This window comes from Streptomyces venezuelae (assembly GCF_008642335.1).
GTDB classification, from domain to species: Bacteria; Actinomycetota; Actinomycetes; order Streptomycetales; family Streptomycetaceae; genus Streptomyces; species Streptomyces venezuelae_F.
This window is the reverse complement of sequence record NZ_CP029191.1, coordinates 4015529-4039281: the sequence shown is the minus strand read 5'-3', so window position 1 is coordinate 4039281 and position 23753 is coordinate 4015529. Positions and strand designations below refer to the sequence as shown.

At 68.9% G+C, this 23753-nt stretch carries 18 protein-coding genes; 7 read left to right on the top strand and 11 right to left on the bottom strand.

Translation table 11 applies throughout. The features are described 5' to 3' along the window. Positions 1-8: 8 nt before the first annotated feature. The 3 genes from DEJ49_RS18160 to DEJ49_RS18150 all read right to left on the bottom strand — a co-directional run bounded on the left by DEJ49_RS18160 (position 9) and on the right by DEJ49_RS18150 (position 6754). The gene (locus DEJ49_RS18160; RefSeq protein WP_150185092.1) at positions 9-1721 is read right to left on the bottom strand and encodes a protein kinase family protein; all 1713 of its coding nucleotides are present in this window, start codon (positions 1719-1721) and stop codon (positions 9-11) included. Between the two features lie 118 nt (positions 1722-1839). Then, positions 1840-4299, bottom strand: coding sequence for a murein biosynthesis integral membrane protein MurJ (gene murJ, locus DEJ49_RS18155; RefSeq protein WP_150185091.1), 2460 nt, complete (start codon positions 4297-4299; stop codon positions 1840-1842). A 46-nt stretch (positions 4300-4345) separates the two neighbouring features. After that, positions 4346-6754 carry a DUF6049 family protein gene (locus DEJ49_RS18150; protein WP_150185090.1) on the bottom strand — a complete coding sequence of 803 codons (2409 nt, stop codon included), beginning with the start codon at positions 6752-6754 and terminating at the stop codon, positions 4346-4348. Between the two features lie 190 nt (positions 6755-6944). On the opposite strand from DEJ49_RS18150, the gene DEJ49_RS18145 reads away from it, so the two are divergent. Further along, positions 6945-8387 (top strand): CCA tRNA nucleotidyltransferase, encoded by a 1443-nt coding sequence (locus tag DEJ49_RS18145; protein ID WP_150185089.1) that lies wholly within the window; start codon positions 6945-6947, stop codon positions 8385-8387. Positions 8388-8513: 126 nt separating this feature from the next. Here DEJ49_RS18145 and DEJ49_RS18140 read toward each other — a convergent pair whose 3' ends face one another. The 4 genes from DEJ49_RS18140 to DEJ49_RS18125 form a co-directional block, all read right to left on the bottom strand. Further along, positions 8514-9038 (bottom strand): hypothetical protein, encoded by a 525-nt coding sequence (locus DEJ49_RS18140; RefSeq protein ID WP_150185088.1) that lies wholly within the window; start codon positions 9036-9038, stop codon positions 8514-8516. A gap of 114 nt (positions 9039-9152) precedes the next feature. Continuing rightward, complete coding sequence (locus DEJ49_RS18135; RefSeq protein ID WP_150185087.1) at positions 9153-10409, bottom strand: MFS transporter; 1257 nt, start codon at positions 10407-10409, stop codon at positions 9153-9155. Between the two features lie 79 nt (positions 10410-10488). Continuing rightward, positions 10489-11571, bottom strand: coding sequence for an inositol-3-phosphate synthase (locus DEJ49_RS18130; RefSeq protein WP_150169905.1), 1083 nt, complete (start codon positions 11569-11571; stop codon positions 10489-10491). A gap of 59 nt (positions 11572-11630) precedes the next feature. After that, positions 11631-12317: a PadR family transcriptional regulator gene (locus DEJ49_RS18125; RefSeq protein ID WP_150185086.1), complete on the bottom strand. Its 687-nt coding sequence runs from the start codon at positions 12315-12317 to the stop codon at positions 11631-11633. Positions 12318-12690: 373 nt separating this feature from the next. Between DEJ49_RS18125 and DEJ49_RS18120 the strand changes: the two genes are divergently transcribed. Together DEJ49_RS18120 and DEJ49_RS18115 are read left to right on the top strand one after the other, a co-directional pair. Beyond that, positions 12691-15462: a transglycosylase domain-containing protein gene (locus tag DEJ49_RS18120; protein ID WP_150185085.1), complete on the top strand. Its 2772-nt coding sequence runs from the start codon at positions 12691-12693 to the stop codon at positions 15460-15462. Positions 15463-15590: 128 nt separating this feature from the next. Next, positions 15591-17126, top strand: a complete 1536-nt coding sequence (locus tag DEJ49_RS18115; protein WP_190329381.1) for a glycosyltransferase family 87 protein — start codon at positions 15591-15593, stop codon at positions 17124-17126. 74 nt (positions 17127-17200) lie between these two features. On the opposite strand, the gene DEJ49_RS18110 is transcribed toward DEJ49_RS18115, so the two are convergent. From DEJ49_RS18110 to DEJ49_RS18100, 3 genes are all read right to left on the bottom strand, one after another. Beyond that, positions 17201-18232 (bottom strand): alanine racemase, encoded by a 1032-nt coding sequence (locus DEJ49_RS18110; RefSeq protein WP_150185083.1) that lies wholly within the window; start codon positions 18230-18232, stop codon positions 17201-17203. A gap of 64 nt (positions 18233-18296) precedes the next feature. After that, positions 18297-19418: a lipid II:glycine glycyltransferase FemX gene (locus DEJ49_RS18105; protein WP_150185082.1), complete on the bottom strand. Its 1122-nt coding sequence runs from the start codon at positions 19416-19418 to the stop codon at positions 18297-18299. Between the two features lie 149 nt (positions 19419-19567). After that, entirely contained in the window at positions 19568-19882 is a 315-nt protein-coding gene (locus DEJ49_RS18100; protein ID WP_150185081.1) for a hypothetical protein, read from the bottom strand. A 266-nt stretch (positions 19883-20148) separates the two neighbouring features. On the opposite strand from DEJ49_RS18100, the gene rpsF reads away from it, so the two are divergent. The 4 genes from rpsF (at position 20149) to rplI (ending at position 21890) form a co-directional block, all read left to right on the top strand. Further along, positions 20149-20439 carry a 30S ribosomal protein S6 gene (rpsF, locus tag DEJ49_RS18095; RefSeq protein ID WP_016644628.1) on the top strand — a complete coding sequence of 97 codons (291 nt, stop codon included), beginning with the start codon at positions 20149-20151 and terminating at the stop codon, positions 20437-20439. 79 nt (positions 20440-20518) lie between these two features. Next, entirely contained in the window at positions 20519-21115 is a 597-nt protein-coding gene (locus tag DEJ49_RS18090; RefSeq protein ID WP_150169892.1) for a single-stranded DNA-binding protein, read from the top strand. 73 nt (positions 21116-21188) lie between these two features. Then, a complete protein-coding gene (gene rpsR, locus DEJ49_RS18085; protein WP_003949403.1) occupies positions 21189-21425 on the top strand; it encodes a 30S ribosomal protein S18 in 237 nt (78 codons plus the stop codon). Between the two features lie 18 nt (positions 21426-21443). Next, on the top strand, positions 21444-21890 hold the full coding sequence (rplI, locus tag DEJ49_RS18080) for a 50S ribosomal protein L9 (RefSeq protein WP_150185080.1): 447 nt from the start codon (positions 21444-21446) through the stop codon (positions 21888-21890). A gap of 155 nt (positions 21891-22045) precedes the next feature. Here the strand turns inward: rplI and DEJ49_RS18075 are convergent, their stop codons facing one another. Continuing rightward, a complete protein-coding gene (locus tag DEJ49_RS18075; RefSeq protein ID WP_150185079.1) occupies positions 22046-23383 on the bottom strand; it encodes an MATE family efflux transporter in 1338 nt (445 codons plus the stop codon). Between the last annotated feature and the right edge of the window lie 370 nt (positions 23384-23753).

Here is a 23753-nt window from a genome sequence, read left to right as displayed (position 1 = left end):
GAGAGCCCTCAGCCCTTGAGCTTCACGTCCGTGATGGCTTGCTTGTACCCCGCGCTGTAGTACCCGTCGACGGGGGAGTTCGGCACCTCGGTCATCCAGAGAAGCACGTACCGGGACTTCACCGGCTTCTTGGCCTTGAGCTTCAAGGTCTGACCCGTCGTGGTGGCGGTGCCGATCTCCTTCATGGACTTGACGTCCGCCGAAGGCGTCAGCGAGTCCGCCGCGTACAACGAGATCTTGGTGCGGTCGCCGCCGTACCGGAGGGCCACCGTCGCCTCGGAGACGTTCTGCTCGGAGCCGAGGTCGTAGACGATACCCACGCCCGCCTTGAAGGGGGCGAGCGGCGGCCCTTCGTTGAACGTCTTCGTGCGCCAGAGCGAGGACGCATCCTTGTCGTACGTGTGGCTCACGTTCGACGGGTCCTGGGTCTTGCCCCCGACGACGAGTTCCTGGCCGCCCTGGATGCTGATCGGCTTCGCGGGCTTCGGCTGGCCCTTGTCGTCGCCGTCGTTGGTGTGCGTCGTACCAGGGTCCCCGGAGTTCTCCCGGTCCATCAGGGCGTCCGCCAGCTGCCAGCTGCCGAGGCCCAGCGCGGCGATGAGCAGCGCGGAGACCCCCCACTTGAGGGCCCTGCCAGTGCGGCTCTGCAGCGGGGGCGGCGGGGTGGGCACGGGCTGGGTGACGCCGGGATGGGCCGCAGGGCGGCCGTACGTGCCCTGTTGGTACGTGGTGCGCTGGTACTCGGGGGGTGCGGTGAACACGGGCTCAGGCGGGCGGATGCGGGGCATCTCGCCGATCGCCTTCACCAGCTCCTCCGGCGTCGTGCACGGAGGGTCCTGGCGGGAAGCGGTGGCGCCGTCGTTGACGAGCGCCCGCATGGCGAGCTCCGACAGGCCGCGGTGGACGCCCGCGCGCACCTGGTCGGGGGCGATGAGGCCGACGTCCTTGGGGAGTCCGGAGAGACCGTACGCGTCGTCCTCGTAGGGCCAGCGCTGGGTGAGCGAGGCGTACAGGAGAGCGCCGATCGCTTCCGTGTCCGTGCGCTGGGGCGTCTCGGAGCTGATGCCGCGCAGCGCCGCGTTCACGGCGAGTCCGCGAATGCGGTACTGGCCCGTGGAGGTGCGGAGCACGGCACCCGGGGTCAGACGCAGGTGCGCGAGACCCTCACGGTGCGCCGCGGCCATGGCCTGGGAGACCTGGCTGACCAGCTGGTAGGCGTCGTGGGCCTCAAGCGGGCCGGCGGCGAGCAGCGCGGTGAGTTCCGTGGCGTCCGGCAGCCACTCGTGGACCACGTAGACGAGGTCGTTCTCCTCGACGGCGTCCAGGACCTGCACGAAGCGCGGGTCGCCGAGCAGTGCCGAGGAACGGGCCGCCGCGAGGACCGAGCGGGCCCGCGGGTGGTCGGCGGGCAGGAGATGCACGCCGACGGCACGGCGCAGCTTCTCGTCGACCGCACGCCAGCTGCTGAAACCGTCCAGACGGGTGACGCACTCCTCGAGCCGGTAGCGTCTGGCGAGCTTGTGGCCACTGTGCAGTTCTGGGGGTGAGGAGACCCCGCGGCTCTCTGACTTGTCGGTCTCCGCCGCCTCTTCTTCTGCTGCCGTGTCCCGCTCCCGGGTCTGGGCCACCCCGTCGGCCGTGGCCTGTTCCGCCTTTGCGGTCAGCGGCTCGTCGCCGCTGTTGTCTGCCACGTCGACGGCAGCCGTGCTCCGTTCCGCCACCGTCGTTCCTGCCTCCCCATCCATTGCGCTTCGTCGGACGCCAAAGCCAATTGTGCCCACAGTCCGGCGCTATGCACGACACACGGTGGCCGACGATGGTTGTGCGGGCCCGCTCATCTCACCGACCGAGACGGCCGCGGACCATGCCGACCATGGAGTTGAGCTCCGCGATCCGCATCTTTCGGGCGGCCACGAAGAAGACACCGAGAAGTGCGATGCCTCCGACGACCAGGGCCACGGCGGAGCTGAGCGCCCCGCTGCCCATCACCCTCAGGATGGCGAAGCCGATGCCGCCCCCGACGATCGCCGCCGGGACCGAGGCGCCGAACAGCCGGGTGTACGTACGTGCCACCTGGGCACCGTCCAGATCGCCGCCCAGCCGCGCGCGCAGCCTCCGCCAGGCGACACCGACGCCGACCGCGTAGGCGAGGCCGTAGGAGGCGCCCATGCCGACCACGGCCCACCGGGCGGGCAGCACGAAGAAGCACAGGGCCGAGGCCGCCGCGTTGACGGCTGCCACGATCACGGTGTTGTAGAAGGGCGTGCGGGTGTCCTCGTAGGCGTAGAAGCCGCGCAGGACGACGTACTGGACCGAGTACGGAATCAGGCCGAGCCCGAACGCCATCAAGATGTAGCCGATGTTCTGCGCGCCCGAGCCGGAGCCCGCGTACAGCAGCGTGGCCATCGGGACGCCGAGGGCGAGGAAGGCGAACGCACAGGGCACGATCGCCACGGCGGAGGTCCGCAGACCGTACGAGATGTCGTCGCGGACCGCGGCGGGGTCGTCGTCGTTCGCGGAGCGGGAGATGCGGGGCAGGACCGCGGTCATCACGGAGACCGTGATGATGGCCTGCGGCATCTGCCACAACAGCAGCGCGTAGTTGTACGCGGTGATGCCGGTGCCCGAGTAGCCGTGGTCCTCGGCCGTCGCACCGGCGCTGGTGGCCAGCTGGGTCACGACGATCATGCCGAGCTGGTTGGCGAGGACGAAGAAGAACGTCCACTTGGCGAGGCGCGCGGCCTTGCCGAGGCCCTGCCCGCGCCAGTCGAACCGGAGCCGCAGCCTGAAGCCCGCCTCGCGCAGGTACGGCAGCATCGAGAGCGCCTGCACGGTCAGGCCGAGCAGGGTGCCGAGGCCGAGGAGCCGCACGCCGTCGGGCGTGATGCTGCCCGCGTTGACCCCCGAGTCGGTGAAGCTGCCGAAGGCCCAGATGAAGGCGCCGAACGTCGCGATGACCACGATGTTGTTGAGGACCGGCGTCCACATCATCGCGCCGAAGCGCCCGCGGGCGTTGAGGATCTGACCGAGCACGACGTGCAGGCCCATGAAGAACATCGTGGGGATGCAGTACCGGGCGAAGGTGACGGCGACGTCCATCTTCGCGGGGTTGTCGGCGATCGTCGGCGACATCATGCGGATGAGCGCGGGGGCCGCGATCACACAGATGACGGTGACGGCCCCGAGCAGGACCATCACGAGGGTCAGGAGGCGGTTGGCGTAGCCCTCGCCCTCGTCGTCGTCGTTCTTCATGGCCCGTACGAGCTGCGGGATGAACACCGCGTTCAGGGCGCCGCCGCCGACGAGGACGTAGATCATCGTCGGGAGGACGTTGGCGACCTGGTACGAGTCGTTGAGCGTGCCGACGCCGATCGCGGCGGCCATGACCAGCGTGCGCAGGAAGCCGGTGAGGCGGGAGACGATCGTCCCCGCCGCCATGAGCGCGCTCGACTTCAGCAGGCTCGAGGCGCGCCCGCCCGCCTTGGCCGCGGGCGCCGGTGCGGGGGCGGCCACGGGTGCGGCTGCCGGGGCGGCCGCGGGGTTCGGGACCATCGGCTGGTCGGTCGGCGCGTATCCGCCGTGGGCGGGCTGCTGGTACTCGTTGCCCTGCGGGTAGCCGTGGCTCTGGGGGTAGCCGTTGCCTTGGGGATAGCCGTTGCCGTCCCCCTGGCCATAGCCGTCGCTCTCGGCGTGGCCGCCCTGCTGGTACGCCCCTTGCGGGTAACCGCCCTGCTGGTACCCGGCCTGTGGGTGGCCGGCTTGCTGGTAGCCGCCCTGCTGCTGGTACTCGTCCTGCTGGTAGGCCGACTGCTGGCCGCGGTAGCCGCCCTGCTGCTGGTCGCGGAAGAGATGAGCGAACGCGTCCGGCTCGTGGTGCTCCTCGCCGGCCTGGGTGACCAGGTCGTCGACGCCCACGAACTGTGTGGTGCGGGCGTCGTCGCCGTACGGGAGGTGCCGGGTCGGGCCCTCCGGCTCGGGAGGCGGGGTCTGCGCCCACACGCGCGGGTCGGGGGCGTGCTGCGGGGATTGCGGCTGGGCGTAGAGCGGGGGCTGCTGCTGATAGGTGCCGGGCGGCGGCGGGGGGTGCGCCGCGCGGTCGTAGAGCGCCTCGGACACCGGGTCCTGGGCGGAGAGGTCCTGCGCCCGGTAGGGATCCTGGTCGTAGGCGTCCTGGAGATAGATGTCCGGCGCGGGCTGCGGGGGTACCTGCCCGTGCTCGGGGGAGCCGGGCGGCGGGCCTCCGGGCGAGGCGGAGCCGCCCGAGCCCTGGCCACGGTCACCGTCGTACGGCGCGTTCATGGTTACCCCACCTCATCGTCCCCGGGCCCACCGGCCACGACATCGCTCAACGGTCCACTCTCTCACCCGTGTCCGACGGGTCGGTGCTTTCCGGAGCGGTGTCCGGTGTCGGGTCACTCGGGTGCTCGGGGTCGTCCGTCCCGGCGTCGCGGCCGGATTCGCCTTCGGGGCCGTGGTCCGGACCGTCCTGCGAGCCCTGTTCCGGGCCTTCGTCCGGGCCTTCCTGGGCGCGTTTGCGGGCCGCGCGCTTGCGCTGGGTGTACATGCGGAAGCCCGCGAGCACGAGCAGCAGCAGTCCGCCCGCGATGACCAGCATCACGGTGAGGGTGACCTCGGTGACGTTGACGTCGAAGCGCACGGCTTCGCCGTAGGGCTCTCCGTCTTCGGTGTAGAGCTGCGCGTACACGGGAACCGGGCCGTTGGCGTTGGCCGTGGTGGTGAACTTCACGGACTGCGAATGACCGCCCGCGATCTTGATCTGCTTCTCTTCGAACTGCCCGTCGCCGATCTTCAGACGGGTGGGGTTGTTGGAGGAGAGGCGCAGGACCAGGTGGTCCACGCCCTGCACCAGGTTGTTCTGCACCGACACAGGGATGGTCGCGCTGCGCCCGGAGAGCTTCGCGTCGGACCGCTGGACCAGCGACACCTGCTTGGTGAGCTCCTGGAGGTACGCCCACACGCTCTGCCGATAGGCGTTCCCCTCCCGCGGGTGGCCGCGCCAGGACGTCGCCATCTCGCGGTCTATGGCCCGCCCGAAGGGGGTGACCACGCGGTCCTTGGCGGTGAGGATCACCTGGAAGCGTTCGAGCGAGTTCTTGGTGTTCTGGATCTTCTCGAAGGCCTGGCGAGGCAGCTCCTGCTTGCGCAGTGCGGCCGGGTAGGCGGCGGCCGAGGGCACCCGGGTGGTGGCCTGCGGGTCCGGCTTCGCCTTCGCGGCGGCGGTCAGTTCCTGCGGCTGCGACCACTTTCCGTCCTCGAGGGCGCTGAGCGCCTTCCCCATGGTCTGCGCCTGGCTGGCCGTGGGCATGCGCTGCGGAGCGACGACGATGCTGCGCTGCCTGTCGGGGTCCTGCAGGTTGATCATCAGGCTCTGCGCGAGGAACTCCTGCACGGCGAGCGTGGAGCTCTCCGCCCCGGTCATGTCGCCCTGGAAGGCCGTGGAAAGCCGTGCGTCGGCCACCACCGCGGTGGTGCCGCCGCCGATGGGCCGGGCCGCGGACGGCGAGTACTGCAGGCCGTTGGTCTCGCGCAGGCTGTCGCTGCGGGCGATCACCGTGTGCGCGCCCGCGGAGGTGGCGACATCGACGACCGACGGGTCGATCGCTCCCTCGGCGGGCCAGGCGAAGTCGGTGGTGGGCGTCACCTGGAGGATCGTGGTGACCGCCTTGTAGCCCGCTTCGGTGGCCTCCTTGAGGTGGCCGAGGGAGCCGCTTACCGCCTTGCCGGTGTGCGCGAGGGAGGCGAGGTCGGGGTCGGCGAAGGGGAGCGCGACGACCTTCTTGTCCTTGACGGCGCTCTGGAGGTCGTTGAGCCACTGGCCGGCGACCGACTGCTGCTTGCCCGCCCTGGTGGTCTCTCCGTCGGGGTTCTCGACCCGGTAGTTCTTCGTCAGCGCCTCGACCGAGGCGAGCAGGTCCGGATCGATGACCCACGTGACGTTTAGACGGCTGCCGAGGGACAGCAGCTGTTCCAGACGCCCGCCCGGGGCCAGCTCGTCGGCGAGGTCGTCGTTCTTGAAGACAGGCGTCTGTTGTTCGTCGGAGCCGGTCCTCGCCGTGAGGTGCGTGGCGGTGGTGAGCGGCCACAGGTACGTCGTCTTCGTCTTCGTGTCCGCGGCGTCGGGCTGCCACGGCAGGAAGGTCCGCTCGATGCCGAGCACCTGGGGGTAGGGCTGGGCGGCGCTCTGGCCGGTGAGGGTGACACCCAGCTGGTAGACACCGCTGGTGCTCAGGGACAGTGCCTTCACCGGCACGGAGATGCTGAAGTCCTGTCGCACGCCGGGTGCGAGCTTGGAGATCTTCTCGACGTACTTCCCGCCGACCTCCGAGCCGTCGGAGCCCGGCTGGAAGCCCGTGCGCTTCGCGGCGCTGTCGATCTCGCTGCGGCTGCCGAGGGGCGATCCGATGCGGAGCCCGACCTGTGCCGCCGTCACCGTCTGCTTGCCGTTGTTGGTGACCGTGCCCGAGACCGTGAGGGTGTCGTCCTCACCGGGGGTGGTGGGGGTGAGCGCGTCGAGGGAGACATCGACGGTGCGTGACCCGGTGGCGTCGGCCTTCACGCGCGACGCCGCGGCTGCCGCCTTCGCGCCGGGCCCTGAGGCGTGCGCCACGGGGCCCACCGGCGCCTGCAGCAGTCCGGCCAGCAAAGGGGTTCCCACCAGCAGTGCTGCGGTGCGCCGCAGCCACCGGCGGGCAGGTGAGGGGCTCGTCCCCGGAAAGTCTGCCGCCTCGGCCACGCGTTCGCCCGTCCCTCGTCGTCAGTGGTCGTCGGTTGTGCGTCCACGCATGGTAACGATGCGCGCTGTGGCGAAGTGCCGCGGACTGCTCCACGTGATCGGAAGACGCGCCGGGGCGCTCGCACCGGCCCGCGGGGCGGACGGTAATCGGGTCGGCCGAGGGCGCGCGAGGCACGTACCCTTTTCTGTTGTGCCGAACGCCAATGAAGACAATCCCAGCGCCCTGAGCCAGGTGCAGCGCCGCGCGGTCAGCGAACTGCTGCGCGTCTCCCCTGTCGCGGACGACCTCGCCCGCCGTTTCCAGGAGGCCGGGTTCTCCCTCGCCCTGGTCGGCGGCTCGGTCAGGGACGCCCTGCTGGGCCGGCTCGGCAATGACCTGGACTTCACCACCGATGCCCGTCCCGAGGACGTGCTGAAGATCGTCCGGCCGTGGGCCGACGCGGTGTGGGAGGTCGGGATCGCCTTCGGCACGGTCGGCAGCCAGAAGGACGGCTACCAGATCGAGGTGACCACATACCGGTCGGAGGCGTACGACAGGACCTCGCGCAAGCCCGAGGTGTCCTACGGCGACTCCATCGAGGAAGACCTCGTGCGCCGTGACTTCACCGTCAACGCGATGGCCGTGGCGCTCCCCGAGAAGGAGTTCGTCGACCCCCACGGTGGGCTCGACGACCTCGCGGACCGTGTGCTGCGCACCCCCGGCACGCCGGAGGACTCCTTCTCCGACGACCCGCTGCGGATGCTCCGGGCCGCGCGCTTCGCCGCGCAGCTGGACTTCGAGGTGGCTCCGGACGTCGTCGCCGCGATGAAGGCGATGGCCGAGCGCATCGACATCGTCTCGGCGGAGCGCGTACGCGACGAATTGAACAAACTGCTTCTCTCCGCACACCCGCGCCAGGGCCTCGCCCTCCTGGTCGACACGGGCCTCGCCGACCGCGTCCTCCCGGAGCTGCCCGCCCTGCGTCTGGAGCGGGACGAGCACCACCGTCACAAGGACGTGTACGACCACTCGCTGATCGTCCTCGAGCAGGCGATGGACCTGGAGACGGACGGCCCCGATCTGACGCTGCGGCTCGCCGCGCTGCTGCACGACATCGGCAAGCCGAAGACGCGGCGCTTCGAGGGCGACGGCCGGGTCTCCTTCCACCACCACGAGGTGGTCGGCGCCAAGATGGTCAAGAAGCGCATGACGGCGCTCAAGTACTCCAACGAGCTCGTGAAGGACGTCTCGCGCCTGGTCGAGCTTCACCTGCGCTTCCACGGCTACGGCACGGGAGAGTGGACGGACTCGGCCGTACGACGCTATGTACGCGACGCGGGTCCCCTCCTGGAGCGACTGCACAAGCTGACCCGCTCCGACTGCACCACCCGCAACAAGCGCAAGGCGAACGCCCTGTCGCGCGCGTACGACGGTCTGGAGGAGCGCATCGCCCGCCTCCAGGAGCAGGAAGAGCTGGACTCGATCCGCCCCGACCTGGACGGCAACGACATCATGAAGGTCCTGGACGTGAGCCCGGGCCCGGTCATCGGCCAGGCCTACAAGTTCCTGCTCGAGCTGCGCCTCGAGAACGGCCCGATGGAACGGGACGCGGCGGTCGCGGCGCTCAAGGAGTGGTGGGCCGCCCAGAACTGAGCGGGTCCGGTGGGTGTTTCACGTGAAACACCCGCTCTCCGACGACACTGCTCTCCGACATACGCCGAGGGGCGTTGTTTCACGTGAAACCGTGAAACAACGCCCCTCGCTGGTTCCTGCTGCCGATTACGCCTTCTTCAGGCAGAGCACGACGTTGTGGCCCTTGCCCGACTGGTAGTAGGCGATCTCGGACGTCTTGACCGTCTCGCACTTGGAGCTGTCGCTCGTGCCGTCGAACTTCTCGACGACCTTGAACTCGGAGTCGCTCGAGGAGCAGTCGACCTCTTCAAGGTCTGGCCGGATGTCCGTGCCCTTGTTGTGCATGCAGCTGCCGACGCTGGTGGACTCGGCGTCGCTCTTGCCCATGTACCACTTGCCGACGCCTATGAGGATCGCGACCAGGATGAAGCCACCGATGCGCAGGAGCAGCTTCTTGGCGCCACCGCCACGGCGGGGAGCAGGCGGGGGCACGGGCCCACCCTGGTTGAAGGCCGGGTACGGGGCCGTCGGGCCGCCCGGCTGGCCCTGCTGCGGCGGGTACGGGGCCGGGGGAGCCTGACCGTACGGAGCGACACCGCCCTGGGGCTGGCCATAGGGGTTCTGGCCCTGGGGCGGGTACGGAGTCTGGCCCTGGGGCGGCGGAGTGGTCACTTTGGGGGTCCCCCTCGAACGAGAGCGCGATGGCGCGAATACGACGCCCGTAAGTTATCCGGGTCCACCGACATCTCTGTAGCCCAGAAGGGCTCTGTGTCATTGATGTGACACTTATTGCGCGCCGAAACGGGCCATACCGCCAGCAACCGCCGCGTAGAGCAGAGCGACCACCAGGACCAGCGGGACCGAGCGGCCGTCCGGGGGGAGCATCAGGGCCGCCACACCCGCCGCGCCCACGAATGCCACGTTGAAGAGCACGTCGTAGATCGAGAAGACCCGTCCGCGGAAGCCATCGTCCACCGCGGACTGCACCACCGTGTCCGTGGCGATTTTCGCGCCCTGGGTCGTCAGGCCCAGGAGGAAAGCGGCGACGAGGAGAGGGGCGGGTTCGAAGGGGAGGCCGAGTGCGGGTTCGAGGAGTGCCGCCGTGGCCGCACAGGCGACGATCCAGCCACCCGGGCCAAGGCGGCCCACCGCTGCGGGCGTGACCACGGCCGCCACGAAGAACCCCGCGCCCGAGACCCCAACGGCCAGGCCGAGCAGCGCGAGCCCGTCGGCCTCCGTCGACGTCCAGGCGTACCGGCACAGCATCAGGACCATGACGGTCAGCGCGCCATAGCAGAACCGCAGCACCGTCATGGCGGCCAGCGCGCGGGCGGCCGCCGGGCGCTGCCTGAGGTGTCGCACTCCGGCTCCCAGACCTCGTGCCGTACCGGCCAGCGCGGTCGCGAGCCGGGGCTGGACCAGGTCCGGGTCGGGGCCGAGCAGCTCGCGCGCCATGCGGAGCGAGGCGAGCGCCGCGCACAGGTACAGGGTGGCGCCACAGAGGACCACGGCCGCATCCGAGTCCGAGGCCACCAGACGGATCACGAAGGCGAGGCCACCGCCCACGGTCGCCGCGAGCGTGCCCGCGGTCGGCGAGAGGGAGTTCGCGAGGACCAGCCGGTCGGCGTCGACCACCCTGGGCAGCGCGGCCGAGAGCCCCGCGAGGACGAAGCGGTTGACGGCCGTGACGCAGAGGGCGGAGGCGTAGAAGAGCCAGACGGGGACGTCGCTCAGCATCAGGACGGCGGTCAGGGACGCCAGGGCGGCCCGCAGGAGGTTGCCGTAGAGGAAGACCTGGCGGCGCGGCCAGCGGTCCAGGAGGACGCCGGCGAAGGGGCCGACCAGGGAGTACGGGAGGAGCAGCATGGCCATGGCGGAGGCGATCGCTCCGGGCGAGGCCTGTTTCTCCGGGGAGAAGACGACGTACGTGGCGAGCGCGACCTGGTAGACGCCGTCCGCGCCCTGGGAGATCAGCCGTACGGTGAGCAGCCGCCGGAAGTCCCGCAGCCGCAGCAGTATCCGCAGGTCACCGACGACAGCCATGGATCACAGCCTCACATACGAGGAGGGTCCCCGGGCGGAATGCCCGGGGACCCTCGACAAGCAACAAGGAGAGGGCTGTTTAGCGCTCGACCTCGCCCTTGATGAACTTCTCGACGTTCGCGTAGGCCTCGTCGTCGAAGTACTGCACCGGCGGGGACTTCATGAAGTACGAGGACGCCGACAGGATCGGGCCACCGATGCCGCGGTCCTTGGCGATCTTCGCGGCGCGCAGGGCGTCGATGATGACGCCGGCCGAGTTCGGGGAGTCCCAGACCTCGAGCTTGTACTCCAGGTTCAGCGGGACGTCACCGAAGGCGCGACCCTCGAGGCGGACGTACGCCCACTTGCGGTCGTCGAGCCACGCGACGTAGTCGGACGGGCCGATGTGGACGTTCTTCTCGCCCAGCTCGCGGTCCGGGATCTGCGAGGTGACGGCCTGCGTCTTCGAGATCTTCTTCGACTCGAGGCGGTCGCGCTCGAGCATGTTCTTGAAGTCCATGTTGCCGCCGACGTTGAGCTGCATGGTGCGCTCGAGACGGACACCGCGGTCCTCGAACAGCTTCGCCATCACGCGGTGCGTGATGGTGGCGCCGACCTGCGACTTGATGTCGTCGCCGACGATCGGGACACCGGCCTCGGTGAACTTGTCCGCCCACTCCTTGGTGCCGGCGATGAAGACCGGGAGAGCGTTGACGAACGCGACCTTGGCGTCGATGGCGCACTGCGCGTAGAACTTCGCGGCGTCCTCGGAACCGACGGGCAGGTAGCAGACGAGGACGTCGACCTGGCGGTCCTTGAGGGTCTGGACGATGTCGACCGGGGCCTCGTCGGACTCCTCGATGGTCTGGCGGTAGTACTTGCCCAGGCCGTCGTAGGTGTGGCCGCGCTGGACGGTGACGCCCTTGTTCGGCACGTCGCAGATCTTGATGGTGTTGTTCTCGCTGGCGCCGATGGCGTCCGAGAGGTCGAGGCCGACCTTCTTCGCGTCGACGTCGAACGCGGCGACGAACTCGACGTCTCCGACGTGGTAGTCGCCGAACTGGACGTGCATCAGGCCCGGGACCTTGGTGTCCGGGTCTGCGTCCTTGTAGTACTCGACGCCCTGGACCAGCGAGGCGGCGCAGTTGCCCACGCCGACGATGGCTACGCGAACCGAACCCATTCCGGTTGCTCCCTGTGTGATCTCGGTATTCCGGATGAGACCCGGCGGAACGCTGGGTCTCATTTGGCGGGGTCATCGGACGGATCCGGCGGCGGGTCGTTCTCCCGCCGCCGGGGCAGGCCCGCCGACTCCCCAGATGTGCTGTTCTGCTGAGCGGAGCTGCCGGGGGCGGACCGTTGCTGGTCCCGCCCCGCTCGCTCGCTCTCGATGAGCTCGTTCAGCCAGCGCACTTCGCGCTCCACGGACTCCATGCCGTGCCGCTGCAGCTCAAGCGTGTAGTCGTCCAGGCGCTCCCGGGTACGGGCCAGGGAGGCGCGCATCTTCTCCAGGCGCTCTTCGAGGCGGCTGCGGCGGCCCTCGAGCACCCGCATCCGGACATCTCGCGAGGTCTGCCCGAAGAAGGCGAAGCGGGCGGCGAAGTGCTCGTCCTCGTACGCGTCGGGGCCGGTCTGCGAGAGCAGATCCTCGAAGTGCTCCTTACCTTCCGCCGTCAATCGATAGACGATCTTGGCGCGACGTCCCGCGAGCGGAGCCGCCAGGGCGTCTTCGGGGGTGCTGCCCGACTCCTCGATCAACCAGCCGTTGGCGACCAGCGTCTTGAGGCACGGGTAGAGCGTCCCGTAGCTGAAGGCCCGGAAAACTCCCAGCGATGTATTGAGTCGTTTGCGCAGCTCATAGCCGTGCATCGGGGATTCGCGGAGCAGACCGAGGACGGCGAATTCCAGGATGCCGGAGCGCCTGCTCATCTTCGCCTCCCGTCTCCCACGGTCCCTCAGTACGGCCTTTATGCCGAGCTGATGTATCGACTCGATACATCGAGACGATAGAACGGCGATCCGGTTGAGACAAGAGGGGGCACGGTGAACGGCGTCACATCACCGATTCGTAGGAAGTAACTTGCCTGATTTGGGGTGAACTTCGGCTCTAAGAGGGTTTTGACGGTGCGTAGTCTGTGCGCCATGCATGCCGCCGGGAACCAAGTGACGTCAGGGAGCGTCGTGGTCCTCGGTGTAGTGCGGGCGCGTTCAGGAACGGGCGCTTCCGCACTTCGGGGGGACCGGAAACCAGCCGCCGTTTCCAGGCGTGGACAGCTGCGCCTGCCCGAGGAGTAATCGTTCGATGAGCGAGCACCGTCGCAAACCGCCGCAGCCGCAGGGCGGCGGACGCGCCGCGGCCAGGCGCGGCACCCCAGGGGCGCCGTCCGGTCGACGCGCGGCACCGCGGGGCGACACAGGATCACCCTCTGCCTCCTATGGAGGACCGGGGCCCGGTTCCGGGGCGCCCGACGACGGGGGCCGCCCCCCTGGCGGCAGGGCCGAGGCCCGGCGCGCCGCACAGCGCAGCGGTTCGGTCGGCGCGGGCGGCGGACGCCGCAGGGCGCCCGACGGCGGTGGGCGTGCGGGCGGCGGTGGCGGTCGTCGTGGCGGTGGCGGGTCCGGCGGATCGTCCGGTCCCGGCCGTGGCAGGGGCCGAGGCGCGGAGCCTCCCCGTAAGAAGCGGTTCATCGACTACCCGCGAGCGGGCAAGTTCGGCGCGCGCCGCTGGGTGCCCTCGTGGCGTCTGGTCACCGGTGTGTTCCTCGGCTTCTTCGGCGGTCTGATGGCGGTCGCCGGCATCTCGTACGCCCTGGTGGAGGTGCCGGAGGTCGACAAGGCGGCCAAGGCCCAGAACAACGTCTATTACTGGGCCGACGGCAAGCAGATGGTCGCGACCGGTGGTGAGCGCAACCGCCAGATCATCGACTACGACGACATCCCCAAGGAGATGCGCTTCGCCGTCATGTCGGCGGAGAACAAGACGTTCGAGGACGACAAGGGCGTCGACCCGATGGGCATCACCCGTGCTCTGGTCAACATGGCCAAGGGCGGGCAGACGCAGGGTGGCTCCACGATCACCCAGCAGTACGTGAAGAACGCGCGGCTCGGCGATCAGTCGCAGACGTTCACGAGGAAGTTCAAAGAGCTCTTCATCTCGATAAAGGTCGGCCGGACGGTGTCCAAGGAGGACATCATGGCCGGTTACCTCAATACCGCTTATTACGGGCGCGGGGCCTACGGCATCCAGGCGGCGGCCCGGGCGTACTTCAACAAGGAAGCCAGCGAGCTGGACCCGAGCCAGTGCGCGCTCCTGGCGACCGTGCTGAAGGGCGCCACGTACTACGACCCGGCCGGCTACCCCGAGATCGATCCCGCGGCCAACAAGCAGGACAACACCGCGCGTGCCAAGAAGCGCTGGGCGTGGATCCTCGACGAGGAGGTCAAGGACGGCCGCCTGACGAGCGAGCAGCGCGCCAAGTACACCAAGTTCCCGAAGCTCCAGAACCCGCGGTCGAACATGGACTTGGCAGGTCAGACCGGCTACCTCGTGGACCTGGCCAAGGCGTACGTCATCAGGAACACCAACATCACCGCCGAGCAGCTCCAGCGGGGCGGCTACGAGATCCACACGACCTTCGAGAGGAAGAAGGTCAACGAGCTCGAGAACGCGGTGAACAAGGTCCGCAAGGAGAAGATCAAGCCGAAGGTGCGGCCGGAGAAGGACACGCACGTTCAGTTCGGCGGGGCCTCGGTGGACCCGAAGGACGGCGCGATCAAGGCCATCTACGGCGGTGAGGACGCGACCAAGCACTTCACCAACAACGCCGACCAGACCGGTGCCCAGGTCGGTTCGACGTACAAGCCGTTCGTGCTGGCCGCCGCGTTCAAGTACGGCGTGCGCGACCCGGACGGGCCGGAGGAGCAGAGCGAGTCCGAGCGCACCATCGTCAACCCGAAGAGCCTCTACAGCGGCAAGAACGAGCTGAAGATCCAGAAGTACAACGGCCAGATCTGGACGGACCGCGACGGCAATCAGTGGAACCAGAAGAACGACGGCAACCAGTCCTACAACCGTCCCACCTTCCAGATCGACCTGCGTGAGGCGATGCGGGAGTCGGTCAACTCGGCCTATGTACAGCTCGGCATGGACGTCGGCCTGGACAAGGTGAAGGAGGCCGCCATGGACGCCGGCCTCAAGGACGACAGCTCCATGGCCGGTGCCACCTACCCGTCCTTCTCCCTCGGCACCTCGTCGCCGAGCGCGATCCGGATGGCCGGTGCGTACTCCACCTTCGCGGCGAGCGGCAAGCAGAACGAGCCGTACTCGGTCAAGGAGGTCGAGCACGAGGGCGACACGGTCTACCGGCACGAGAAGCAGACCAAGCAGGCCTTCAGCCCCGAGGTCGCCGACAACGTGACCGATGTGCTGCGGACCGTCGTGGAGAAGGGCACCGGTACCTCCGCCAAGCTCGCCGGCCGCCAGGTCGCCGGCAAGACCGGTACGACCGACGGCAACAAGTCCGCCTGGTTCGTCGGCTACACGCCGCAGCTGTCGACGGCGGTCAGCATGTACCGGCTCGACGACGACGAGACCAACAAGAAGCGCAAGTTCCTGGAGATGTTCGGCACGGGTGGCGAGGAGAAGATCCACGGCGCCTCGTTCCCCGCGCAGATCTGGCAGGACTACATGGAGCAGGCGCTCAAGGGCAAGCCCGTCGTGAACTTCCCCGTGCCCGGCCCCATCGGCAAGGTCGTCGGCGAGACTCCGCCTCCGCCGCCGACCCCGACGAAGACCGAGGAGCCGGAGGAGACCAAGTCTCCGACGCCCACGGAGACCGAGCCCACGAAGCCGCCGTCGGAGTCGCCCGATCCCGAGGAGTCCTGTGACCCGTTCGACTGGGACTGCAAGCACAACGGCGGTCAGGAGAACGGCGGAGCCGACGGCGGTGTCGACGGCGGGCCCGGCGGGGAGTCTCCGCCGCCGACGGAGGACCCGGTCGGCGGTGGTGGCCCCAACGGCAGCAATGGCAATGGCAACGGAGGGGGCGGCATCTTCGGCGGACCTTCGGACTGATCCGAGGTCGCCGGGACGTCCCGGCGGGCCGCCGGGGGCGCTCCCCCGCAGATGTTTCACGTGAAACGAGGGTCGTCGCACCGGTGGGTGCGGCGGCCCTCTCCGCGTTCCCAGTCGCGTACGGCAGGATGGCGGGCATGCCCAGTGCAGACCCCAGCGCAGAGACGCCGCGCACGAGCGCGTACGAGCCTGTGAGCCCGCAGGAGCAGGAGCCGGTACGTCCCACGAGAGAGGACGAGGTCGCCCGGTCCGGCAGCGAGCTGGTGGGCGGCCCGGTCGGCCGGAGAGTGCTGTTCGCGGCGTCCTGGTGGACCCCCGTGCGCACCATCGCCCTCGTCGCGCTCGGCATGTTCGCGCTCGGGATGATCCAGAAGATGCCGTGCTACAACGGCGCCTGGTTCTTCGGTGCCAGCTCGCAGTACACGCACGCGTGCTACTCCGACATCCCGCACCTCTATCAGGGACGCGGCTTCGCCGACGGTCTGGTGCCGTACTTCGACCGGCTGCCCGGCGACATGGAGTACCTCGAGTACCCGGTGCTCACCGGCGTGTTCATGGAGATGGCGTCCTGGGTGACGCCCGGCAGCGGATCCATCCAGCACCAGGAGAAGATCTACTGGATGGTCAACGCCGGGATACTGATGGCCTGCACCGCGGTCATCGCCGTGTGCGTCGCCCGCACCCACCGGCGCCGCCCCTGGGACGGCCTCCTCGTCGCCCTCGCGCCGGCCTTCGCGCTGACCGCCACCATCAACTGGGACCTGCTCGCCGTGGCCCTCACGGCCGCCGCGATGCTGATGTGGTCACGCTCGCGCCCTGTCGCCTTCGGTGTGCTCCTCGGGCTCGCCACGGCCGCCAAGCTGTATCCGGTGCTCATCCTGGGGCCGCTGCTGATCCTGTGCTGGCGCGCGGGCAGATGGCGGGCGTTCGGCACCGCGCTGCTGGGCACGGTGGGCGCCTGGCTGGTCGTGAACCTGCCGGTGATGCTGCTCGCGAACGACGGATGGTCGAAGTTCTACACGTTCAGCCAGGAACGCGGCGTCGACTTCGGGTCCTTCTGGCTGATCCTCTCCCAGCGGATGGACTCGCCGTTGAGCACCGACACGGCCAACACCCTGGCCACCGCGCTGATGCTGCTCGCCTGCATGGGCGTCGGCGCCCTGGGGCTCACCGCGCCACGACGTCCGCGCTTCGTACAGCTGGCCTTCCTGGTGGTCGCGGCCTTCATCCTGACCAACAAGGTCTACTCGCCGCAGTACGTCCTGTGGCTGATCCCTCTCGCCGCTCTCGCCCGGCCGCGCTGGCGCGACTTCCTGATCTGGCAGGCGTGCGAGGTCGCGTACTTCCTCGGGATCTGGCTCTACCTGGCGTACACGACGAGCGGAGACGCCCACAAGGGGCTCCCGACCGAGGGGTACCAGCTCGCCATCGTCGTGCACCTCCTGGGCACGCTGTATCTGTGCGCCGTGGTGGTGCGCGACATTCTGCTGCCCGAGCGGGACGTGGTGCGGCTGGCCGGGGATGACGACCCCTCAGGGGGCGTCCTGGACGGCTCGCGGGACGTCTTCGTGCTGGGCACCGCGGGGAATCGGCCCCGGGCCGCCCTGCACACCGTGGAGGGCCCCGCCGTGAAGTGGGGATCAGCGGCCGACATGCCGCGCTGAGGAGTGTGCGCACACGCGGAAGGGCCGGTACGAAGCGTCCTCGTACCGGCCCTTCCGCGCTGGATCGATCCGCCTCAGCGGTCGATGATCCGGTCGAACTGCGTGGTGGTGTGCCGCAGATGCGCCACCAGCTCCTCGCCGACCTTCGGCTCCGGCGCGTCCGAGGGCACGAAGAGGATCGAGACCTGCATGTGCGGCGGCTCCGCGAACCAGCGCTGCTTGCCCGCCCAGACGAACGGCGACAGGTTGCGGTTGACGGTCGCGAGACCCGCCCGCGCCACGCCCTTGGCCCGCGGCATCATGCCGTGCAGCGCCTTCGGGGCCTCCAGGCCCACACCGTGCGAGGTGCCGCCCGCCACGACGACCAGCCAGCCGTCGGACGCGGCCTTCTGCTGGCGATAGCCGAAGCGGTCGCCCTTGGCGACGGCGGTGACGTCCAGGACGGCACCGCGGTACTCGGTGGCCTCGTGATCGCCGAGCCAGAGGTTCGTGCCGATGCGGGCACGGAACCGCGTCTGCGGGAACTGCTGCTGCAGGCGCGCCAGTTCACCCGCCTTGAGGTGGCTGACGAACATCGTGTGCAGCGGCAGGCGGGCCGCGCGCAGGCGGTCCATCCAGCCGATGACCTCCTCGACGGCGTCGGAGCCGTCGGTGCGGTCCAGCGGCAGGTGGATCGCGAAGCCTTCGAGGCGTACGTCCTCGATGGCGGCGTGCAGCTGCGGAAGCTCCTGCTCGCTGACGCCGTGGCGCTTCATCGAGGACATGACCTCGATGACGACGCGGGCGCCCACGAGGCCGTGCACGCCGTCGATCGACGACACGGAACGGATGACGCGGTCGGGCAGCGGAACCGGCTCCTCGCCCCGCCGGAACGGGGTCAGGACCAGCAGGTCGCCGCTGAACCAGTCCTTGATCCGCGCGGCCTCATAGGTGGTGCCCACGGCGAGCACGTCGGAGCCGAAGCGCGTGGCTTCTTCGGCGAGGCGCTCATGACCGAAGCCGTAGCCGTTGCCCTTGCAGACCGGGACGATGCCCGGGAACTGCTCCAGCATGTGCTTCTGGTGTGCCCGCCAGCGCGCGGTGTCGACATAGAGCGTGAGCGCCATGGCTGGATCCCGGAACCTTTCGTGTCTGCGGTGTATCAGAGTTGTGGAAGGAAATTGTGCGGGATCAGCGGCGCGACATGTAGATGTCCAGCGCCTTGTGCAGCAGCTTGTTGAGCGGGAAGTCCCACTCGCCGATGTACTCGGCGGCCTCGCCACCGGTGCCGACCTTGAACTGGATCAGGCCGAAGAGGTGGTCGGTCTCGTCCAGGGAGTCGGAGATGCCGCGCAGGTCATAGACGGTGGCACCCATCGCGTACGCGTCGCGGAGCATCCGCCACTGCATCGCGTTCGAGGGCCTGACCTCGCGCCCGATGTTGTCCGAGGCGCCGTAGGAGTACCAGACGTGCCCGCCGACGACGAGCATCGTGGCGGCCGACAGGTTCACGCCGTTGTGCCGCGCGAAGTACAGCCGCATGCGGTTCGGGTCCTCGGAGTTGAGGGCCTGCCACATCTGCTGGAAGTAGCCGAGCGGCCGCGGGCGGAACTTGTCGCGCACCGCGGTGATCTCGTAGAGACGCTGCCACTCGGGAAGGTCGTGGTAGCCGCCCTGGACGACCTCCACGCCCGCCTTCTCGGCCTTCTTGATGTTGCGCCGCCACAGCTGGTTGAAGCCCTTCTGGACCTCGTCCAGGGAGCGGTTGGCCAGCGGCACCTGGAAGACGAAGCGGGGCTGGACGTCACCGAAGCCGGCGCCGCCGTCCTCGCCCTGCTGCCAGCCCATCCGGCGCAGCCGGTCGGAGACCTCGAAGGCACGCGGCTCGATGTGCGTGGCCTCGGTGTCCCGCAGCCGCTTCACGTCGGGGTTCTGGATGCCCGCCTTGATCGCCGGAGCGTCCCAGCGACGGATCACGACCGGCGGACCCATCTTCACGGAGAAGGCGCCCTGCTGCTTCAGATGCGCCAGCATCGGCTGCAGCCACTCGTCGAGGTTCGGGGCGTACCAGTTGATGACCGGGCCCTCGGGGAGGTACGCGAGATAACGCTTGAGCTTGGGCAGCTGTCGGTAGAGCACCAGGCCAACGCCGACCAGGTGACCGGTCCTGTCGTCGAACCAACCCAGGTTCTCCGAGCGCCATTCGCTCTTCACGTCAGCCCATGCCGGGACCTGGCAATGACTCGCCGACGGCAGTGTCTGGATATACGCCAGATGCTGCTCGCGACTGATGGTCCTCAGGGTCAGACTCATTCGGGGCGCTCCTCGGGCTGGTGTGTCCCCATGGGTACAGGGGCTCCGGCTCTCGCGCCGAAGCCTACTGCGCCCTGCCGAGCGACCCGTCTGGGCGTACGGAACTAAGGCCCCGGCCGCGTGTGCGACCGGGGTGCGCCGCGAGGGCGTCAGCCGACGACGCCGCCGAAGAGACCGCCGTGAGCCATGCCCAGGAAGAAGCCGACCGCGGCGGCTCCGAGCCCCAGGATCAGGCCGAAGCGTTCACGCGTCGTCACCGAGATGAACTGGCCGTACGCGCCCGTGGCGATCCCGACCAGGCCCGTCCACGAGCTGATCAGGTGGAGGTTGTGGAACATCGCCGTCACGAAGGCGATCACCCCGAGCACCAGGGTCACGCCGACGAGCGCGTCCTGGAGCGGATGGGCCTTGCCGTCCGTGGCGAAGAGGGAAGTGTCGGTGTTCGGTCGCATTACCTGTGCCATGAGAGGCACCTCCTGCGGAAGGCGGCGCATCGTAGCGCCATAGACACCCGATGTGTACAGATTCTGCCCGTCCCCCGCCGGATTTCAACCGGAAGCCTCGGTGCGGGTACTCTGTACCGTCTGCACCGGTGTCTGCCCTGGCCACGACATGAACCCCCGCTCGCGGGAGTCGATTGTCAGTGGCGGCCGATACCGTTGCGTACGCATCACGACCCTCCTGCCACGGAACGACCGTGGCCGCTGAGTCCAAAGGAGGTGGGTTCCACATGCGTCACTACGAAGTGATGGTCATCCTCGACCCCGATCTCGAGGAGCGCGCTGTCTCCCCGCTGATCGAGAACTTCCTCTCCGTCGTCCGTGAGGGCAACGGAAAGGTCGAGAAGGTCGACACCTGGGGCCGTCGTCGTCTGTCCTACGAGATCAAGAAGAAGCCCGAGGGCATCTACTCGGTCATCGACCTGCAGGCCGAGCCTGCGGTCGTCAAGGAGCTCGACCGACAGATGAACCTGAACGAGTCGGTCCTCCGGACCAAGGTCCTCCGTCCCGAGATGCACTGAGCCTTCCAGCTCAGCAGCACCCCGGGAATCGAGTAGCAGCAACAAGCAGCCAGCAGCAAACCCGCCGAGAGGTTCCCCCATGGCAGGCGAGACCGTCATCACGGTCGTCGGCAATCTTGTCGACGACCCCGAGCTGCGCTTCACCCCCTCCGGTGCGGCGGTCGCGAAGTTCCGTGTCGCGTCCACCCCCCGCACCTTCGACCGTCAGACGAACGAGTGGAAGGACGGCGAGAGCCTCTTCCTCACCTGCTCGGTCTGGCGTCAGGCGGCGGAGAACGTCGCGGAGTCGCTCCAGCGAGGCATGCGCGTCATCGTGCAGGGCCGGCTGAAGCAGCGGTCCTACGAGGACCGTGAGGGCATCAAGCGCACGGTCTACGAGCTGGACGTCGAGGAAGTCGGCGCCAGCCTGAAGAACGCCACGGCCAAGGTCACCAAGACCACCGGTCGAGGCGGCCAGGGCGGTTACGGCGGCGGTGGCGGCGGCCAGCAGGGCGGCGGCTGGGGCGGTGGCTCCGGCGGCGGTCAGCAGCAGGGTGGCGGCGGTGCTCCCGCCGACGACCCCTGGGCGACCGGTGCGCCGGCCGGCGGCGGCCAGCAGCAGGGCGGCGGCGGTGGCGGCTGGGGCGGAAGCTCCGGCGGCTCCGGTGGCGGCTACTCGGACGAGCCCCCCTTCTAAGCCTCACGGCTTTCCGGCCTCCGGGCCGAGGGTGGGCCGTAACCCCACTTCTTGATCACACAGGAGAAACACCATGGCGAAGCCGCCTGTGCGCAAGCCTAAGAAGAAGGTCTGCGCTTTCTGCAAGGACAAGGTCACGTACGTGGACTACAAGGACACGAACATGCTGCGGAAGTTCATTTCCGACCGCGGCAAGATCCGTGCCCGCCGCGTGACCGGCAACTGCACGCAGCACCAGCGTGACGTCGCCACGGCCGTGAAGAACAGCCGTGAGATGGCGCTGCTGCCCTACACGTCCACCGCGCGATAAGGGAAGGGTGACCGACTAATGAAGATCATCCTCACCCACGAGGTCTCCGGCCTCGGCGCCGCCGGCGAGGTCGTAGACGTCAAGGACGGCTACGCCCGCAACTACCTGATCCCGCGGAACTTCGCGATCCGCTGGACCAAGGGTGGCGAGAAGGACGTCGAGCAGATCCGTCGTGCTCGCAAGATCCACGAGATCGCGACCATCGAGCAGGCCAACGAGATCAAGGCCCAGCTCGAGGGCGTCAAGGTCCGCCTGGCCGTCCGCTCCGGCGACGCCGGTCGTCTCTTCGGTTCCGTCACCCCGGCCGACATCGCTTCGGCGATCGAGGCTGCCGGTGGACCGAAGGTCGACAAGCGCCGTGTCGAGCTGGGCGCGCCGATCAAGACCCTGGGCGCCCACGCGACGTCCGTGCGTCTGCACCCCGAGGTTGCCGCGAAGGTCAACGTCGAGGTCGTCTCCGCCTAAGCACTGCGCTTGGCAGAGCTGAAGCAATCGTTGGGCCGCACCCTTTGGGGTGCGGCCCAACGTGCTTCGTGCAAGGTGCTCGGCTCTGTTTCACGTGAAACAGAGCGTGGCCCCGCCCGCCGCTTTCGGCGTCTCGGCCTGCGGCTCCCGCCGCCTCAGCGCGTGGCGCCCGTGACCAGCCAGTGGCCGGAGCGGGAGCGCAGCCACAGGGTCAGCATCCGGACCGCCATCATCAGCGTCATCGCTCCCCACAGCGCGGTCAGGCCACCGCCGAAGGTCGGTACGAGCAGTGCGACGGGGGTGAAGACGGCCAGCGTGACGATCATTGCCCAGGCGAGGTACGGGCCGTCGCCCGCTCCCATCAGGACGCCGTCCAGGACGAAGACGATGCCGCAGATGGGCTGGGCGAGCGCGATGACGACGAGGGCGGGCAGGGCCGCGTCCTGGACGTCGCCGTCGCCGGTGAAGAGCGGGATGAAGACAGGCCGCGCGAGGACGACCAGCAGGCCGAGGACGACCCCCGACGCGATGCCCCACTGGACCATGCGCCGACAGACGGCGCGGGCGCCGTCAGGATCGTCGGCGCCCAGGTAGCGTCCGATGATCGCCTGTCCGGCAATGGCGATGGCGTCGAGCGCGAAGGCCAGCAAACTCCACAGGGACAGCACGATCTGGTGGGCGGCCACGTCGGAGTCGCCGAGGCGGGCGGCGACGCCGGTCGCGATCATCAGGATGGCGCGCAGCGAGAGCGTACGGACGAGCAGCGGTGCACCGGCTTGTGCACAGGCCCGGATCCCGGCGGCGTCGGGTCGCAGGGAGGCACCGTGGCGCTTGGCGCCGCGTACGACGACGTAGAGGTACACGGCGGCCATGCCGCACTGGGCGATGACGGTGCCCCAGGCGGAGCCGGCGATGCCGAGGTCCGCGCCGTAGACCAGGCCGACGTTGAGGACGCCGTTCGCTACGAAGCCGCCGATGGCGACGTACAGCGGGGTCCTGGTGTCCTGCAGCCCGCGCAGTACACCGGTCGCGGCGAGCACGACGAGCATGGCGGGGATGCCGAGCGAGGAGATGCGCAGATACGTGACGGCGTACGGGGCCGCGGTGTCGGATGCGCCGAAGAGGTCGACGAGAGCGGGGGCGGTGGGCAGGACGACCGCGATGACGGCCGCGCCGAGGAGCAGCGCGAGCCAGATGCCGTCCATGCCCTGCCGGATGGCGGATTGGAGGTCCCCGGCGCCGACCCGACGGGCGACGGCGGCCGTGGTGGCGTACGCGAGGAAGACGAAGATGCTCACCGCGGTGGTGAGGAGCGCCGAGGCGACGCCGAGGCCGGCCAGTTGGGCGGTGCCCAGGTGCCCGACGATGGCGCTGTCGGCGAGCACGAAAAGGGGCTCGGCCACGAGCGCGCCGAACGCGGGGACGGCGAGCGCGATGATCTCTCGATCATGCCTTCGCCGTGCGGCCTTGGGTGCCGCGGGAGCCTGTGTCATGCACACCAATCTAATCTTCCACAGGTAAGAGATGCAATGGCATTGGGACCCTTACTTGCACGCCTGTCGGGCGCGCCGTCACGTGCCGTTTGCGGCGATCTTGGTCCGACTGGGAAAGTTTTTCTTCTGCACAGCCGGTGGACGGGAAAGGCCCAGGTCAGGCGCCGTTTCCAGAACGGGCTGAGGGCTTGTTCACAGGCCTGTCCACCGGGCCGTGCACAGGTTTGGCGGAGTTCTCCACAGCATCGGGCCCGTCATCCACACCGCCTGTGGATAACCAGATTGGCTGACGGTGCCCACAGGCCTACCGTGGTCCGGCGCCCGCCTCGTCGTACGACCTCGGAAACCCCGGAAAACCGACGCGTCAGAA